This is a genomic window from Pseudacidovorax intermedius (assembly GCF_003350475.1).
Classification (GTDB): Bacteria; Pseudomonadota; Gammaproteobacteria; order Burkholderiales; family Burkholderiaceae_C; genus Xenophilus; species Xenophilus intermedius.
The window spans coordinates 79053-93700 of record NZ_QQAV01000012.1; the positions used below are offsets into that span (position 1 = coordinate 79053).

Consider the following 14648-nt stretch of genomic DNA (forward strand, 5'->3'; position numbering starts at 1 on the left):
GGCTGTCGCATTCGGCGGGCTTTCGTTTCAGGGCCACAGCCAAATGCTCACAACTTCTTTCCTAGCTTCTTGGGCGGCTTACACGGCATTGACAAGCGGCGGCGACCATTGCTTCACCAACAACCGACAGGAAGCAAGGAGTCGTGATGAACAAGTTGACCATGGCCTTCTCGGCAGGTGCGCTGGCGCTGGCCGGACTCGCCGTCCCGGCCCTCGCGCAAGCCAGCGGCCCGAGCATCCAGGCGCAGGTGTACCTGGGTGGCCCGCCGCCGGCACCCGCCTATGTGCCGGTACCTGCGCCTGTGTATTACCCGCCGCCGCCGCGGCAGTACTACGGACCGCCCCCGCGGTACTACGGCCCGCCGCCGCACCACTATCACCGGCCGCCGCATCACCGCCATGGTTGGCGGGATTCCGACCGGGACGGCGTACCCAACCGGTACGATCGCCGGCCGCACAATCCCTACCGCTACTGACGTCAGCTGATCGCCGGCGGCCAACCCCCGCCGTTCACCGGTCCGACGGAAGCGCCACCCCCGCGAGGGTGGCGTTTTCGCGTCCGGGCCAGCGAGGCCAGCCAACCCGGCCGAACCAGGCGCCGCCGGCAATGCTCCAGGCAATGACCAAGCCGTACACCACCAGTGCTGCGGCCTGGGCCGCGAAAACCTGGGCCAGCGTGCCACCCCAGGCGACAACGATGAGACCACCCGCCCCCGCCACCAGCAGGCGCAGCAGGTTGCCCAGCACCGGCCACATCAACCGGCCCGCGCCCTGCGAGGCGAAATACAGCACCAATCCCACGCCGAAGAAGCCATAGAAGGGCCCCACTGCACGCAGGTAGGAAGTCCCCGCCTCCAGCATCGCCGGATCCTGGCCGAACAAGCGCAGCCAGGCCAGCGGCCAGAGCGCAGCCGCCACGCCGATCACCGTCGTCATGCCGAAGGCCAGGGCCGCGCCGATGGCCGCCGCGCGCAGTGCGCGCTCCGGGCGACCGGCGCCCATGCTCGTGCCCACCATCGCCACCAGCGGCGCCCCCAGGCCAAAGACGAGCGGAACCAGCAGGTATTCCAGCCGCGCGCCGGTACCGTAGCCGGCAATGGCACCCGCCCCCCAGTGACCGGCCAAACCGGTGGCGATGCCGATGCTGAGGTTGGTCGCCGCCGTGGAGACCGCACCCAGCAAGCCCACGCGGAGCACGCCGCGCATCAGCGGCCAGTTCAGTTGCGCCTGCGACCACGCGGGTTGCAGCAGGCTGCGCCGGGACCGCAGATAGAGCGCCAGCGCCACCGTGCCGCCCAGGTAGTACAGCAGCAGCGCAATGGCCCCGCCTGCGATACCCAGCGGCGGGATCGGTCCCCAGCCGGAAATCAACATGGGCGACAGCGGCACGGCCACCACCACGCCGGCGATGGTCACCAACGCCGGCAGCGCCATGTTGCCCGTGCCGCGCACCACGGCCGCCAGCGAGTTGAACAACCACACCAGCACGGCACCGCCGAACACCCAGTGCGAATAGGTCAGCGCCGCGGCCAGCACCGGGCCTTCCCCGCCCATGCGGGCGTAAAGCCAGCCGCCCGCCAGCCACATCGCTGCCGTGCAGGCCACGCCGAATCCGAGCGCGATGGCCACCGCCTGCCACACCAGCCGATGCGCGTCTTCCCGCCGGCCCGCCCCCAGTGCACGCGCGATGGCGGAGGCGATGCCGCCTCCCATGGCGCCCGCGGACGTCATCTGCATCAGCATCACCAGCGGGAAGACCAGCGCCATGCCAGCCAGCGCATCGGTGCCGAGCCGGCCGACGAAGTAGGTCTCGACCAGGCCGATGGCCGCCTGCGCGAACATCACCGCGATGTTGGGCACGGCCAGGCGCAGCAGCGTGGGCGTGATGGGGGCGTCGAGCAGCATTCGGGTGCGCGGGTCGAGCCGGGGGGGAGTCGATGTCATGGCAAAGTCCTGAAAGCGGGCATGCGGCGGCGGCACCGCTTGGGGCGGCACCCGTGCCACGAAGGAAAGTGAAGGAAAACGCTGGCTCAGGCCGGCGCCATGGCGCGCGTGGGTGGCGACTCGCGGATCGGCAGGTTGACCAGCGCCGCGCCAGCGGCCAGCGCGATGTCGATCCACCACATGAGGTCATAGCTGCCGGTGCGCTCAAACACCCAGCCGCCCATCCAGGCGCCCAGGAAGCCGCCGATCTGATGCGACAGCATCACGAGGCCGAAGAGCATGGCCATGTTGGCCGGCCCGAACATCTTGGCCACCAGCCCCGCGGTGGGCGGCACGGTGGATAGAAAGCTCACCCCCATCACCGCCGCAAACACGAGCATCACCACCACCGTCTTGGGCGCCAGCAGGAAGGCCAGCACCGCCACAGCCCGCGTCGCATACACCAGCGACAACAGCGACTTCATGCGCCAGCGCCCCACGGCCCAACCCATGGCCAGGCTGCCGACGATGTTGAACAGGCCGATCACCGCCAGTGACCAGCCGCCCACCGCCGGCGGCAGACCGCAGGCCGCCACCACGCTGGGCAGATGCGTGGCCAGGAAGGCGACGTGGAAGCCGCAGACCAGGAAGCCCGCCGCCAGGTAGCGGTAACTGGGCGTGGCCAGGGCCTGGCCGATGGCCTCGCGCACCGTCAGGGCCCGCGGCCCGCCGGCGGCCGCCTGCTGCGCCACCAGCGCGCGCGAATTGCCGCGCAGCACCCAGGCCGCCGGCAAGGCCAGCAGCACCAGCACGCCCAGCCACTGCATCGACGCCGCCCAGCCCACCGCCGCCGTCAGGCCGATGGCCACCGGCGCCAGCGCGAACTGGCCGAAGGAGCCGCCGGCATTCACCACGCCGGTCGCCAATCCGCGCCGAGCCGGCGGGACCAGCCGCATGGTGGCACCCATCATGACGGAAGGCCCGGCCATGCCCGCTCCGCCCGCGGCCAACACGCCCACGGCCAGGATCAGCCCCAGCGTGCTTGTCATGTAGGGCGTGATGAAAGTGCCGATGGCCACCAGCACCACGCCGAGCAAGACGGTGCGCGCGGTGCCGACGCGGTCGGCCAGCGCACCGGCGAAGGGCTGCGTCAGCCCCCACCACAGCTGGCCGAAGGCGAAGGCCAGGCTGATGCTGCCCAGGCCCAGATGCGTCGCCGTGTTGAGCGAGGGCAGGTACAGCCCCATGGTCTGGCGCACGCCCATCGTCAGCGCGAAGGTGCCGGCGGCGGCCAGCAGCACCAGCCAGAGCGCGGGCAGGCGCGCCGCGCCGGTGGCGGATGTCGAATCACTCATGCTCTTCTCCTTCGTCGGCATCGCCGTCCTCGTTGACGCGCAGCAGGTCGATGGCTTCGTCCAGCAGCGCATGCAGCGCCAGTACCCGATCCAGGCCCAGCACTTCATTCAAATGCTCCTGCGCTGCGCGCCAGCGACGCTGCGCTTCGGCCCGCTTCTCGCGGCCCGCGTCCGTGATGTGCAGCAGCCGGCTGCGCGCATCGGGTCCCTCGGCCTGCTCGATCCAGCCCGCGCCCAGCAATGGCTGCAGGTTGCGCGTCAGCGTCGAGGCCGTGAGGCCCATGGCGCGCGCCAGATCGACGGGGCGCAACGGCCCCAGCTTGAGCACATGCGACAGCAGCGAGTACTGCGTGGTCTTGAGGCCAACCTGCGCCAGCTGGGCGTCATACAGGCGCGAAACGCGCCGGCCCAGCTGGCGCAGCTTGAAGTTGGTGCAGCCCTGCGGCTTGACGGTGATGCTCATGGCCTATGATTGTAGCTGCAACTATTGCATATGCAATCAAAGGAGATGCGATGAGCGAGAGCACGAATGAACTGCAGCGCTGGCTGGACGACGAGGCCACGGTGCGCGCCCGCCTGGATGCCGGTGCCGGCCCCGGCGTGGCACGGCCCGAGCAGGTGATGGGCCGCAGCGGCCTTGAGGTGATGCAGGCGATGCTGGCCGGCGAACTGCCCTATGCCGAGATCGCTCGCACGCTGGACTTCGTGCTGATCGAGGCCGAGGCCGGGCGCGCGGTCTTCCAGGGTCAGCCGCAGGTGCAGCACCTCAACCCGCTGGGCACGGTGCACGGCGGCTGGTTCGCCACCCTGCTCGACTCCGCCCTGGGCTGCGCCGTGCACACCAGCCTTCCCGCCGGCCGCAGCTACACGACCGCGGAGCTGGGCATCAACATGGTCCGCGCGATCACGCCGCAGGTGCCGCGCGTGCGGGCCATCGGGCAGGTGATCCACTGCGGCCGTCAGCTGGCCACCGCCGAGGCACGGCTGGTGGGCCCGGACGGCACGCTCTACGCGCATGCCACGACCACCTGCCTGGTGTTCGACCTGCGCCCGCGCTGAACCCGCGCAAGAGCAACCCGACGTTCCATCCAGGTTTGATGAAGACGCCGCAGGCCGGCGTTGATAATGCTTCTCAGCCCGCAAGCACAACAACGACGAGAAGCGCGGCGCCCGTCGGCTGACCGGTCGACCTGTTCAAAAACCTGGAGTGGGAATCCCAATGAAAGCATCGATCGCGCCCCGTGGCGCCTGGGCGCGCCGCGCCGTGCTCGCCGGCCTCATCGGCACCGCCGCCGTCGCCGCACAGGCCCAGGGCGAAGTCACCCTCTACACCACCCGCGAGCCCGGCCTCATCCAGCCGCTGCTGGCCGCCTTCACGCAGCAGACGCAGATCCAGGTCAAGACCGTTTTCGTCAAGGACGGCCTGGTCGAGCGGGTCAAGGCCGAGGGCCAGCGCTCGCCGGCCGATGTGCTGATGACGGTGGATGTGGGCAACCTTTTGGATCTGGTGGAGGCCGGCACCACGCAGCCCGTGCAGTCGGCCGCGCTGAATGCCGCCATTCCGGCCAACCTGCGCGGCAGCGACGGCCAGTGGTATGCCCTGTCGATGCGGGCCCGAGTGCTGTATGCGGACAAGGGCCTGAAGCTGCCCACCTTCCGCTACGAGGACCTGGCCGATGCCAAGTGGAAGGGCAAGGTCTGCATCCGCGCCGGCCAGCATCCCTACAACACGGCCCTGGTGGCGGCCATGATCGCCCACCACGGCGAGGCGAAGACCGAGCAGTGGCTCAGCGGCGTCAAGGCCAATCTGGCGCGCAAGCCCACGGGCGGCGATCGCGACGTGGCGCGCGACATCCTGGGTGGCATCTGCGACGTGGGCCTGGCCAATTCCTACTACGTGGGCCAGATGAAGGGCTCCAAGGAAGGCAGCGACGCCCGCAAGTGGGGCGACGGCATCCAGGTCGTGCGGCCGGTGTTCGGCGGCACGCAGCCGGGCGGCACGCACGTCAACATCAGCGGAGCCGCGGTGGCCAGGCATGCGCCGCAGAAGGCCAATGCGGTCAAGCTGCTGGAGTTCCTCGTCTCCGAGCCGGCGCAGGCCATGTACGCCCAGGCCAACTACGAGTACCCGGTCCGCAAGGGTGTGGCGCTCGACCCGATCATCGGCCAGACGATCGGCGAGCTGAAGGTCGACCCGCTGCCGCTGACCGAGATCGCCAAGCACCGCAAGCAGGCCAGCCTGCTGGTGGACAAGGTTGGCTTCGACAAGTAAGCCGCTGCGCTTCGTGCCCTTCATGCGCCGCCCCGCGGGCCTGCGTCCCGTCGGGCGGCTTTGGCATGCGGCCACGGTCGCCATCGCCCTGGGCGTGCTGGCGCCGGTGGTCAGCCTCGTCTGGCTGGCCCTGGGCGCCGACCTGACGCACTGGACGCACCTGGCCACGCATGTGCTGCCCGAGGCCGCGCTCAACACCGCGCTGCTGCTGGCGGGCGTGGGCGCCCTTACCCTGCTGGTGGGCACCGGCTGCGCGTGGCTGGTGGCCACCTGCGACTTTCCGGGCCATCGCTGGCTGCAGTGGGCGCTGCTGCTGCCGCTGGCCATGCCGACGTACATCGTGGCCTTCGCCTACCTGGACCTGCTGCATCCGCTCGGGCCGGTGCAGGGCGCCATCCGCTGGGCTCTTGGCTACGACAGCCCGCGGCAGTTCCGCCTGCCCGACCTGCGCTCCATGGGCGGCGCGGTGTTCGTGCTGGGCATGGTGCTGTACCCCTATGTCTACATGACGGCGCGGGCCATGTTCGTGACCCAGCCCGCGCACCTGATGGAGGCCGCGCGCCTGCTGGGCGAAGGGCGCTGGGGCGCCTTCCGGCGCGTGGCGCTGCCGCTGGCCCGCCCGGCCCTGGCGGTAGGCCTGAGCCTGGCGCTGCTGGAGACGCTCAACGACATCGGTGCCTCGGAGTTCCTGGGCGTCAACACGCTCACCGTGGCGGTCTACACCACCTGGATCACGCGCTCCGACCTGGCGGGCGCCGCACAGATCGCCATCGCCATGCTGCTCATGGTGGTCGCGCTGGTGCTGCTGGAGCGCCACGGCCGCCGGCACCAGCGCTTCGGCTCGGCGCAGCGCATGCGCGCGGTGACACCGCGGCGCCTGCAGGGGCCGGCCGCCCTGGGCGCCACGCTGGCCGCGCTGCTGCCGGTGCTGATCGGCTTCGTGGCGCCCGCCGCCTACCTGGTGTGGGAAACCATCAAGCGCCTGCGGCTGGGCGGCGGCGTCTCGCCCGCTCTCATTGGCAGCCTGGGCAACACGCTGGCCGTGGCGCTGGGCGTGACGGTGCTGGCCGTGGCCGCCGGGCTGGTGGTGGCCTGGGCCACGCGGCAGCCGCCCGGTGCGCTGACGCCGCGCCGCTGGCCCGCACGCGCCGCCAGCCTGGGCTATGCGCTGCCCGGCACCGTGCTGGCCATCGGCCTGCTCACACCGGCGCTTGCGGCCGATGCCGGCGTTGCCACGCTCTTCGGCCTGCCTGGACTTCCGCTGATGAGCCTTGGCGTGGTGCTGGTGGTGGCCTGCACGATCCGCTTCCTGGCCATGCCCGTGGGCGGCATCGAAGCCGGGCTGTCGCGCATTCCCGCCTCGCTCGAACAGGCGGCGCGCCTGCTGGGCGAAAGCCCGCTGGGCACGCTGCGCCGCGTACACCTGCCACTGCTGCGCCCTGCCCTGTCGGCCGGCGCGTTGCTGGTCTTCGTGGACGCCATGAAGGAACTGCCCGCCACGCTGCTGCTGCGCCCCGCCGACTTCGACACCCTGGCCACCTGGCTTTATGCCGAGGCCGCCCGCGGCACCTACGAGGAAGGCGCCATCGCCGCCCTGTTGATCGTGCTGGCCGGCCTGCTGCCCGTGGCCCTGCTGGCCCGCACGCCCGTCAGCGGCGCGGCGGTGCAGGCCGACGACATCACGCCCCATCCATGACCGCTGCCGACCTGCACATCGACCACCTCCGCCTCGGCTACGACACGCCGCGCGGCCTCCACACCGTGGTGGACGGCTTCTCGCTGACGCTCGAGGGTGGCCACATCGGCTGTCTGCTGGGCCCCTCGGGCTGCGGCAAGACCACGGTGCTGCGGGCCGTGGCCGGCTTCGAACCGGTGCGCGGCGGGCACATCCGGCTGGGCGACCAGCTGCTGTCGGCACCCGGCGTGCATCTGGCGCCGGAGCGGCGACAGGTGGGCATGGTGTTCCAGGAATACGCGCTCTTTCCGCACCTCACGGCCGCGCAGAACGTCGCCTTCGGCCTGCGCCGGCAGCCGCGGCCCGCGCAGGAGGCGCGCGTGCGCGAGCTGCTGGGCGTGGTCGGCCTGGCCGAGGCTGCCAGCCGCTATCCGCATGAACTGTCCGGCGGCCAGCAGCAGCGCATCGCCCTCGCCCGCGCTCTGGCGCCTGCGCCCGCGCTGCTGCTGATGGACGAGCCCTTCTCCAACCTCGACGGCGCCACGCGCCAGAACCTGACGGTGCAGGTGCGCGACATCCTGCGCGCCGCGGGACAGACCGCCATCCTCGTCACGCACCACGAGGCCGAAGCCCACACCATGGCCGACCGCATCGGCGTGATGCACAACGGCCGGCTGGCGCAATGGCGGGAGATGGCGCGGCCCGTCTGATCGCGGGGGGGCAACAGCGGGCTTTCGCCGCGAGGCGGGACGACGAATCGGCCACACCGGAGAATCCGGGCTTTCGTTCTCTCCCCCACGACACCATGCGACTGCTGCACACCATGCTGCGCGTTGGCAACCTCCAGCGCTCCATCGACTTCTACACCCAGGTGCTCGGCATGAACCTGCTGCGCACCAGCGAGAACCCCGAATACAAGTACAGCCTGGCCTTCCTGGGCTTCGGCAACGGCAACCCGGAGCAGGCCGAGATCGAGCTGACCTACAACTGGGGCACCGACAGCTACGAGATGGGCACCGCCTACGGCCACATCGCCCTGGGCGTGCCAGATGCCTACGCCGCCTGCGACAAGATCAAGGCGGCCGGCGGCAACGTGACGCGCGAACCGGGGCCGGTGAAGGGCGGCACGACGGTCATCGCATTCGTGACGGATCCGGATGGGTACAAGATCGAACTGATCCAACGCAAGGACGACGCCGGCACCGGCCAGGGCCTGCGCTGACCGCTGTGCGGTGCGGCGCACTGTCGCATCGCATTGCCCGCCGACTCACTGGCCGGCTGCTTCGCCCGGCAGGCTCACCAGCCGCCACAGCGACTCCGCCAGCTCCGACATCGCCGCGGGCTGGCGGTACAGCCGGATGTCCACCGGCACCCGCCATTCGCCATCGCCTGCATCTACCAACGCGCCGCTGTGCAGCTCGTCCTGCACCAGGCTGGCCGGCAACCAGGCCACGCCCTTGCCTTCGCGCACCATGGCCTTGAGCAGGATGGCGTGGTGGGCCGTGAAGACGATGGAGGCGCGGGGTTCAACGGCGGCTTGCGCCTCGTCGCCAAACCACTCGCGCAGTTGGGCACGCAGGATGCGCCCCAGGCCCGAAGCCTCGCTGTAGGCCAGCACGGGCAGCGGGCCACCCGCGGCCAGGTCGTGCAGCGGCCGGCCCTGCGCATCCGGGGCCGACAGCGGCAGCAGCACATCGCCATCCAGCCGCAGCCACGGATGCTGCGCCTCGTCCAGCCGGCCCGCCACCTCGGCATGGCCATGGCACAGCACGAACTGCACGCGCCGCTGAAGCGCCAGGTCCTCGCAGGCCAGGGAGCTGTCCGACAGCGTCTGCACCGGGCCGATGCGCAGCCGCCCTTCCAGGCCAGCCAGCCAGGTCGGGAACCAGGTCAGCGACAGCACATGCGTGGCCGCGAAGCGCAGGCTGGCCGCGGCCGATTCATGGGCCGCCCGCGCCTTCTGCCGCGCCGCCTCCAGCCCGGCCAGTACGCCGCGCAGCAGCGGCAGAAAGCGCTGGCCCGCCGCCGTGAGCGCCACCGGATGGGCGCTGCGGTCGCACAGCTCCACGCCTGCCCATTCCTCCAGGGACCGGATGTGCCGGCTGAACGCCGGCTGCGCGATGTGCCGCACCTCGGCCGCGCGCGAGAAGCTGCCGGTGTCGGCCAGCGCGACGAAGTCTTCCAGCCAATCGAGGTCGAGGGGGCGGTTGCCCGGGCCCATGGGCGTCTCCTGCGAGGCCGCACGGCCCGCGATAGTTGTATGCGATTCGAGTATTGGACGGTCAGCGGGCCGGCGCGGAATCATCCGCTCCGCTTCCTTCACCCATCGCACCGCACGGAGACCTGCAATGCCGTCCATCGAAAATTATCGGGGGATCATCCCCGCCATCGCCTGCCCCTTCACCCCCGACCATCGCATCGACGAGCCGGCCCTGCGCCAGCTCGCCAGCTGGCTCGGCGGCCATGAGGGCGTGGTGGCCGTGATGACCAACGGCCACACGGGCGAGGTGTTCTCGCTCACCCCCGCAGAACGGGCCGAGGTCACGCGCATCGTGGCCGACGAACTGCGCGGCCGTCTGCCGGTGATCTCGTCCATCGTCTGCGAAGGCCTGGCCGAGGCGGCCGAACATGCACGCGCCGCCCAGGCCGCCGGCGCCGCGGCGCTGGACGTGATGCCGCCCCACCACTGGCTGCGCTTCGGCTTCACGCCCGGCCATGCGCTGCAGTACTTCGAGGCCATCCACCGCGCCGCGCCCGAGCTGGACCTGGTCTGCCACGTCTACCCCGCCTGGACACGCGCTTCGTACAGCTCGCAGCTGCTCGCCGAGCTGGCCCGCCTGCCCTACCTGCAGGCCTTCAAGGTCGGTCAGCGGGACATGAACAAGTACGCCCGCGACATCCAGGCCATCCGCGAGGCCAACCCGGCCAAGGCGATCCTGACCTGTCACGACGAATACCTGCTCGCCTCCATGGTGCAGGGCGTGGACGGCGCGCTGGTGGGCTTCGCCACCTTCATCCCGCAGCTCATCATCGACCTGTGGGCCGCGGTGAAGGCCGGCGACCTGAAGAAGGCGATGGCCATCCAGGCCGTGATCACGCCGTTGAAGGACGCCGTCTACGGCGGCGGCGAGCCCACGGGCGAGGCCCACGCCCGCATGAAGGGCGGCATGTACCTGGCCGGCGTGCTGGAGCGCGCCACCGTGCGGCCGCCCACCGAGGCGCCCAACCCGCAGGAGATGGACGCCCTGCGTGCCGCCTGCCGCCAGGCCGGCCTGCTGCGCCGCTGAGCCGTCCGCACGGCTCCTCGGAACAACGACACCGGAGACAACACCATGCTGCAACGCAGACGCTTCTTGCACGGCGCCCTGGGCGCCGCCACGCTGGCCGCCGCCGCGCCCGTGATGGCGCAGGGCTGGCCCAACCGGGTGGTGCGGGTGATCATTCCCTTCCCGCCCGGCGGCACGCTCGACACGGTCGGCCGCATGCTGGCCCAGAAGCTGGGCGAGCAGATGGGCCAGACCTTCCTGGTCGAGAACCGTCCGGGCGGCAATGGCGCCATCGGCGCCGAGGTGGTGGCCAAGGCGGGCAACGACGGCTACACGCTGCTGTTCAACGCCTCGACCTTCACCACGGCGCCGATGACGATGAAGTCGGTGCGCTACGACGTGGTGCGCGATTTCGCGCCGGTGGCGCTGGTGGCCAAGGCGCCGCTGTCGGTGGCGGTCAACAAGAACCTGCCGATCACCGACGTGCGCTCGCTCATGGCCTACGCCAAGTCCAACCCCGGCAAGATGACCTTCGCCGTGGGCTCCATCGGCTCGGCCGGCCACCTGGCCACGGAGCTGTTGCGCCGCGCCGGCAATCTGGACTACCTGATCGTGCCCTACAAGGGCACGGCGCCCGCCTTCCAGGACCTGATCGGCGGGCAGATCGACGGCTTCATCGACCCGATCCTCGGCTCGCTGCAGTACCACAAGAGCGGCATGCTGCGCGTGGTGGCCGTCACCTCGGCCCAGCGCGCGGCCAGCCTGCCCGATGTGCCGACGGTGGCCGAGACGCTGCCGGGCTACGAGTTCTACAGCTGGTACGGCCTGTGGGCGCCGGCCGGGACGCCGGCCGACATCACCCGCCGCCTCAATGCCGAGACCAACAAGGCCCTGTCCGGCGAGATGAAGACGCTGCTGGGTTCGCAGGGCCTACTGCTCACGCCGGGCACGGCGGAGGAATTCGCCGCCTTCCAGCAGGCCGACATGGAGCGCTCGCGCAAGATCATCACGGAGGGCAACATCCGTGTCGATTGAAGGCAGCACCGCGCAGCCGCATGCCGTGGTCAGCGGCAGCAGCAGCGGCATCGGGCGCGCCATCGCCATGGCGCTGCTCGATGCCGGCTGGCAGGTCAGCGGGCTGGATGCCGCGCCTGCGTCGATCGCGCACGCGGCCTTCGCGGGCCACGCCATCGATCTGCGCAACGGCGCCGCCATCGCCCGCCTGTGCGCCACGCTGTCGCCCGTCCAGGCCCTGGTGCATGCGGCCGGCGTGCTGCGCGTCGGCCCGCTGGGCCAGCTCGATGCCGAGGCCGGCGAGCTGATGTGGCGCCTTCATGTGGACGCCGCCAGCCGCCTGGCCGATGCGCTCGTGCCCGGCATGGCCGAGCGCGGGCTCGGGCGTGTCGTCTTCATCGGCAGCCGCGTGGCGCAGGGCATGCCCGGCCGCAGCCAGTACGCGGCCACCAAGGCCGCGCTGGTGGCGCTGGCCCGCAGCTGGGGCGCCGAGGTGGCGACGCAGGGCGTGACGGTCAACGTCATCTCGCCCGCCGCCACGGCCACCGGCATGCTGCAGGACCCGGCCCGCGCCGGCAGCGCACCGCGGCTGCCGCCCATCGGCCGGCTGATCGAGCCGGCGGAAATCGCCGCCCTCGCCACCTTCCTCCTCTCGCCTCAGGCGGCGGCCATCACCGGGCAGGACATCGCCATCTGCGGCGGCTCGTCGCTGCCGCGCTGAGCCTGCTCCTTTTTTCTTTGACCTTTTACCCACGCGCTTGCCATGAAGATCGTCAACATCCTCGAATCCACGCGGCCCATCAAATCCAACATCCGCAACGCCTACATCGACTTCTCGAAGATGACCCTGAGCCTGGTGGCCGTGGTCACCGACGTGATCCGCGACGGGCGGCCGGTGATCGGCTACGGCTTCAACTCCAACGGCCGCTACGGCCAGGGCGCGCTGATGCGCGAGCGCTTCATCCCGCGCGTGCTGGAGGCCGACCCGGCCAGCCTGCGCGACGAGACGGGCGACAACCTTGACCCGCACCGCATCTGGGCCTGCATGATGAGCAACGAGAAGCCGGGCGGCCATGGCGAGCGCTCGGTGGCGGTCGGCACCATCGACATGGCGGTGTGGGACGCCGTGGCCAAGATCGAGGGCAAGCCGCTCTTCCAGCTGCTGGCCGAGCGCTACGGCAACGGCCAGGCCAACCCGCGCGTCTTCGTCTACGCGGCCGGCGGCTACTACCACCCGGGCAAGGGCCTGGATGGCCTGCGCCAGGAGATGGAGGGCTACCTGGCCCGCGGCTACTCGGTGGTCAAGATGAAGATCGGCGGCGCGCCGCTGGCCGAGGACTGCGAGCGCATCGAGGCGGTGCTCAAGATGCTGGCGCCCGGCCAGCAACTGGCGGTGGACGCCAACGGCCGATTCGACCTGCCCACGGCGCTCGACTACGGCCGCGCCCTGTCGCAGTACCCACTCTTCTGGTACGAAGAGGCCGGAGATCCGCTGGACTACGAGTTGCAGGCCCGCCTGGGCGAGGCCTATGCCGGTCCGCTGGCCACGGGCGAGAACCTGTTCTCCATGCAGGACGCGCGCAACCTGATCCGCCATGGCGGCATGCGGCCCGACCGCGACTGGCTGCAGTTCGACTGCGCGCTGAGCTATGGCCTGGTCGAGTACCTGCGCACGCTCGACATGCTCAAGGACCATGGCTGGTCACCCAGCCGCTGCATTCCGCACGGCGGGCACCAGATGTCGCTGGCCATCGCGGCCGGCCTGGGCCTGGGTGGCAACGAAAGCTACCCCGACCTGTTCCAGCCCTACGGCGGCTTTCCCGATGGCGTGAAGGTGGACAACGGCCATGTGCACCTGCCCCCGCTGCCGGGCATCGGCTTCGAGGGCAAGGCCGACCTGATCGCCGAGATGCACGCGCTCGCGCGCTGAGTGGCCAGCCGCGGGCGCGCCCCTCAGCGCTGGGCGATGCGCGCGCCGGTGAACAGGTCCTTGAACTCGCGCGGCTGCGAACGCCAGTACTGCCGCGGCGCGTTCACCTGGGCACCGAGTTCGGCGGCGGCATGCCAGGGCCAGCGCGGGTCGTACAGCATGGCGCGCGCCAGCGCCACCGCATCCGCTTGGCCTTCAGAGATGGCCGCCTCGGCCTGGCGAGGCTCGGTGATCAGGCCCACGCCCAGGGTCGGCAAGCCGACGCGCGCCTTGACCTCGCGGGCAAAGCCGAGCTGGTAGCCGGGGCCCACCGGAATCTTCTGCCGGGGCGACACGCCACCACTGGAGACGTGGATCGCGCTGCAGCCGCGCGCCTTGAGCGTCTCGGCGAAGGCCACCGTGCTGGGCAGATCCCATCCGCCGTCGACCCAGTCGGTGGCCGAGACGCGCACCCACACCGGCATCTCGGCCGGCACAGCCGCGCGCACGGACTCGAACACTTCCAGCGGGAAGCGCATGCGGTTCTCCAGGCTGCCGCCGTAGGCGTCGCTGCGCGCATTGGCCAACGGAGACAGGAACTGGTGCAGCAGATAGCCATGGGCCGCATGCAGCTCGATGCCCTGCAGGCCCACGCGCACGGCGCGCCGTGCAGCGGCCACGAAATCGTCGCGGACCTTGGCCAGGCCCGCTTCGTCGAGCGCCGCGGGCGGCACCTCGCCCTCGCTGTGCGGCAATGTGCTGGGCGCCACCGCCAGCCAGCCGCCGGGCTCGTCGGGCCGCAGCTGGCTGCCGCCGTCCCAGGGCGCGCGGCTGGAGGCCTTGCGCCCGGCATGGGCCAGTTGCACGGCGATCGGCATGTCGGAGTGCCCACGTACCGTGCGGAGCATGTCGGCCATCGCCGCTTCGGTCGCCTCGTCATAGAGGCCCAGATCGGCCGGGCTGATGCGGCCTTCGGGGGAGACGGCGGTCGCCTCCAGGATCAGCATTCCGGCGCCGGACAGGGCCAGGTGCCCGTAGTGGATGCGGTGCCAGTCGGCCGCCCGCCCGTCCTCGGCGGAGTACTGGCACATGGGCGCGATGACGATGCGGTTGGGCAGCGTCAGTGCGCCCAGGCGCAGGGGTTCGAACAGGGGACTCATCCGGAAGGCTCCTCGGTGCGCAACGAAAGGACGGAAGCCTAGCGGAGCGCTCCAGCGGCTGCCGCCGTGGGGCC

General features: G+C 70.9%; 15 protein-coding genes. 10 read left to right on the forward strand and 5 right to left on the reverse strand.

Annotation, left to right across the window (positions count from 1 at the left end):
• The first annotated feature begins 146 nt into the window (after nucleotides 1-146).
• Nucleotides 147-476 (forward strand): hypothetical protein, encoded by a 330-nt coding sequence (locus DFR41_RS23000; protein ID WP_017758112.1) that lies wholly within the window; start codon nucleotides 147-149, stop codon nucleotides 474-476.
• A gap of 34 nt (nucleotides 477-510) precedes the next feature.
• Here the strand turns inward: DFR41_RS23000 and DFR41_RS23005 are convergent, their stop codons facing one another.
• From DFR41_RS23005 to DFR41_RS23015, 3 genes are all read right to left on the reverse strand, one after another.
• Nucleotides 511-1944, reverse strand: a complete 1434-nt coding sequence (locus DFR41_RS23005; RefSeq protein WP_043115098.1) for an MATE family efflux transporter — start codon at nucleotides 1942-1944, stop codon at nucleotides 511-513.
• A gap of 86 nt (nucleotides 1945-2030) precedes the next feature.
• Nucleotides 2031-3278: an MFS transporter gene (locus DFR41_RS23010; protein ID WP_114804426.1), complete on the reverse strand. Its 1248-nt coding sequence runs from the start codon at nucleotides 3276-3278 to the stop codon at nucleotides 2031-2033.
• Complete coding sequence (locus tag DFR41_RS23015; RefSeq protein ID WP_114804427.1) at nucleotides 3271-3741, reverse strand: MarR family winged helix-turn-helix transcriptional regulator; 471 nt, start codon at nucleotides 3739-3741, stop codon at nucleotides 3271-3273. The genes DFR41_RS23010 and DFR41_RS23015 overlap by 8 nt, the downstream gene beginning before the upstream one ends.
• Nucleotides 3742-3791: 50 nt before the next feature.
• On the opposite strand from DFR41_RS23015, the gene DFR41_RS23020 reads away from it, so the two are divergent.
• From DFR41_RS23020 to gloA, 5 genes are all read left to right on the forward strand, one after another.
• Nucleotides 3792-4337: a PaaI family thioesterase gene (locus tag DFR41_RS23020; protein WP_114804428.1), complete on the forward strand. Its 546-nt coding sequence runs from the start codon at nucleotides 3792-3794 to the stop codon at nucleotides 4335-4337.
• 160 nt (nucleotides 4338-4497) lie between these two features.
• Nucleotides 4498-5550 (forward strand): Fe(3+) ABC transporter substrate-binding protein, encoded by a 1053-nt coding sequence (locus tag DFR41_RS23025; RefSeq protein WP_017758117.1) that lies wholly within the window; start codon nucleotides 4498-4500, stop codon nucleotides 5548-5550.
• Nucleotides 5551-5572: 22 nt separating this feature from the next.
• The gene (locus DFR41_RS23030; protein ID WP_114804482.1) at nucleotides 5573-7246 is read left to right on the forward strand and encodes an ABC transporter permease; all 1674 of its coding nucleotides are present in this window, start codon (nucleotides 5573-5575) and stop codon (nucleotides 7244-7246) included.
• Nucleotides 7243-7935, forward strand: coding sequence for an ABC transporter ATP-binding protein (locus tag DFR41_RS23035; RefSeq protein WP_114804429.1), 693 nt, complete (start codon nucleotides 7243-7245; stop codon nucleotides 7933-7935). Before DFR41_RS23030 ends, DFR41_RS23035 begins: the two co-directional genes overlap by 4 nt.
• Before the next feature lie 95 nt (nucleotides 7936-8030).
• Nucleotides 8031-8447, forward strand: a complete 417-nt coding sequence (gene gloA / locus DFR41_RS23040) for a lactoylglutathione lyase (RefSeq protein WP_114804430.1) — start codon at nucleotides 8031-8033, stop codon at nucleotides 8445-8447.
• Nucleotides 8448-8492: 45 nt separating this feature from the next.
• Here the strand turns inward: gloA and DFR41_RS23045 are convergent, their stop codons facing one another.
• On the reverse strand, nucleotides 8493-9446 hold the full coding sequence (locus tag DFR41_RS23045) for a LysR family transcriptional regulator (protein ID WP_114804431.1): 954 nt from the start codon (nucleotides 9444-9446) through the stop codon (nucleotides 8493-8495).
• A gap of 127 nt (nucleotides 9447-9573) precedes the next feature.
• On the opposite strand from DFR41_RS23045, the gene DFR41_RS23050 reads away from it, so the two are divergent.
• Genes DFR41_RS23050 through DFR41_RS23065 form a run of 4 tightly spaced genes read left to right on the forward strand, consistent with a single transcriptional unit; the run spans nucleotide 9574 to nucleotide 13435 of the window.
• On the forward strand, nucleotides 9574-10512 hold the full coding sequence (locus DFR41_RS23050) for a dihydrodipicolinate synthase family protein (protein WP_114804432.1): 939 nt from the start codon (nucleotides 9574-9576) through the stop codon (nucleotides 10510-10512).
• A gap of 48 nt (nucleotides 10513-10560) precedes the next feature.
• Entirely contained in the window at nucleotides 10561-11526 is a 966-nt protein-coding gene (locus tag DFR41_RS23055) for a Bug family tripartite tricarboxylate transporter substrate binding protein (RefSeq protein ID WP_114804483.1), read from the forward strand.
• Complete coding sequence (locus tag DFR41_RS23060) at nucleotides 11516-12226, forward strand: SDR family NAD(P)-dependent oxidoreductase (protein ID WP_114804433.1); 711 nt, start codon at nucleotides 11516-11518, stop codon at nucleotides 12224-12226. Before DFR41_RS23055 ends, DFR41_RS23060 begins: the two co-directional genes overlap by 11 nt.
• A gap of 42 nt (nucleotides 12227-12268) precedes the next feature.
• The gene (locus DFR41_RS23065; protein ID WP_114804434.1) at nucleotides 12269-13435 is read left to right on the forward strand and encodes a mandelate racemase/muconate lactonizing enzyme family protein; all 1167 of its coding nucleotides are present in this window, start codon (nucleotides 12269-12271) and stop codon (nucleotides 13433-13435) included.
• A 23-nt stretch (nucleotides 13436-13458) separates the two neighbouring features.
• Here DFR41_RS23065 and DFR41_RS23070 read toward each other — a convergent pair whose 3' ends face one another.
• On the reverse strand, nucleotides 13459-14574 hold the full coding sequence (locus DFR41_RS23070; RefSeq protein WP_114804435.1) for an NADH:flavin oxidoreductase/NADH oxidase: 1116 nt from the start codon (nucleotides 14572-14574) through the stop codon (nucleotides 13459-13461).
• Nucleotides 14575-14648 lie beyond the last annotated feature (74 nt).

Excerpts from the sequence above, each read along its gene's own strand:
- gloA (WP_114804430.1), top strand. The coding sequence starts at position 8,031 with ATGCGACTGCTGCACACCATGCTGCGCGTTGGCAACCTCCAGCGCTCC.
- DFR41_RS23050 (WP_114804432.1), top strand. The coding sequence starts at position 9,574 with ATGCCGTCCATCGAAAATTATCGGGGGATCATCCCCGCCATCGCCTGC.
- DFR41_RS23065 (WP_114804434.1), top strand. The coding sequence starts at position 12,269 with ATGAAGATCGTCAACATCCTCGAATCCACGCGGCCCATCAAATCCAAC.
- DFR41_RS23025 (WP_017758117.1), top strand. The coding sequence starts at position 4,498 with ATGAAAGCATCGATCGCGCCCCGTGGCGCCTGGGCGCGCCGCGCCGTG.
- DFR41_RS23045 (WP_114804431.1), bottom strand. The coding sequence starts at position 9,446 with ATGGGCCCGGGCAACCGCCCCCTCGACCTCGATTGGCTGGAAGACTTC.
- DFR41_RS23015 (WP_114804427.1), bottom strand. The coding sequence starts at position 3,741 with ATGAGCATCACCGTCAAGCCGCAGGGCTGCACCAACTTCAAGCTGCGC.
- DFR41_RS23005 (WP_043115098.1), bottom strand. The coding sequence starts at position 1,944 with ATGACATCGACTCCCCCCCGGCTCGACCCGCGCACCCGAATGCTGCTC.
- DFR41_RS23000 (WP_017758112.1), top strand. The coding sequence starts at position 147 with ATGAACAAGTTGACCATGGCCTTCTCGGCAGGTGCGCTGGCGCTGGCC.
- DFR41_RS23035 (WP_114804429.1), top strand. The coding sequence starts at position 7,243 with ATGACCGCTGCCGACCTGCACATCGACCACCTCCGCCTCGGCTACGAC.
- DFR41_RS23070 (WP_114804435.1), bottom strand. The coding sequence starts at position 14,574 with ATGAGTCCCCTGTTCGAACCCCTGCGCCTGGGCGCACTGACGCTGCCC.
- DFR41_RS23030 (WP_114804482.1), top strand. The coding sequence starts at position 5,573 with ATGCGCCGCCCCGCGGGCCTGCGTCCCGTCGGGCGGCTTTGGCATGCG.
- DFR41_RS23010 (WP_114804426.1), bottom strand. The coding sequence starts at position 3,278 with ATGAGTGATTCGACATCCGCCACCGGCGCGGCGCGCCTGCCCGCGCTC.
- DFR41_RS23020 (WP_114804428.1), top strand. The coding sequence starts at position 3,792 with ATGAGCGAGAGCACGAATGAACTGCAGCGCTGGCTGGACGACGAGGCC.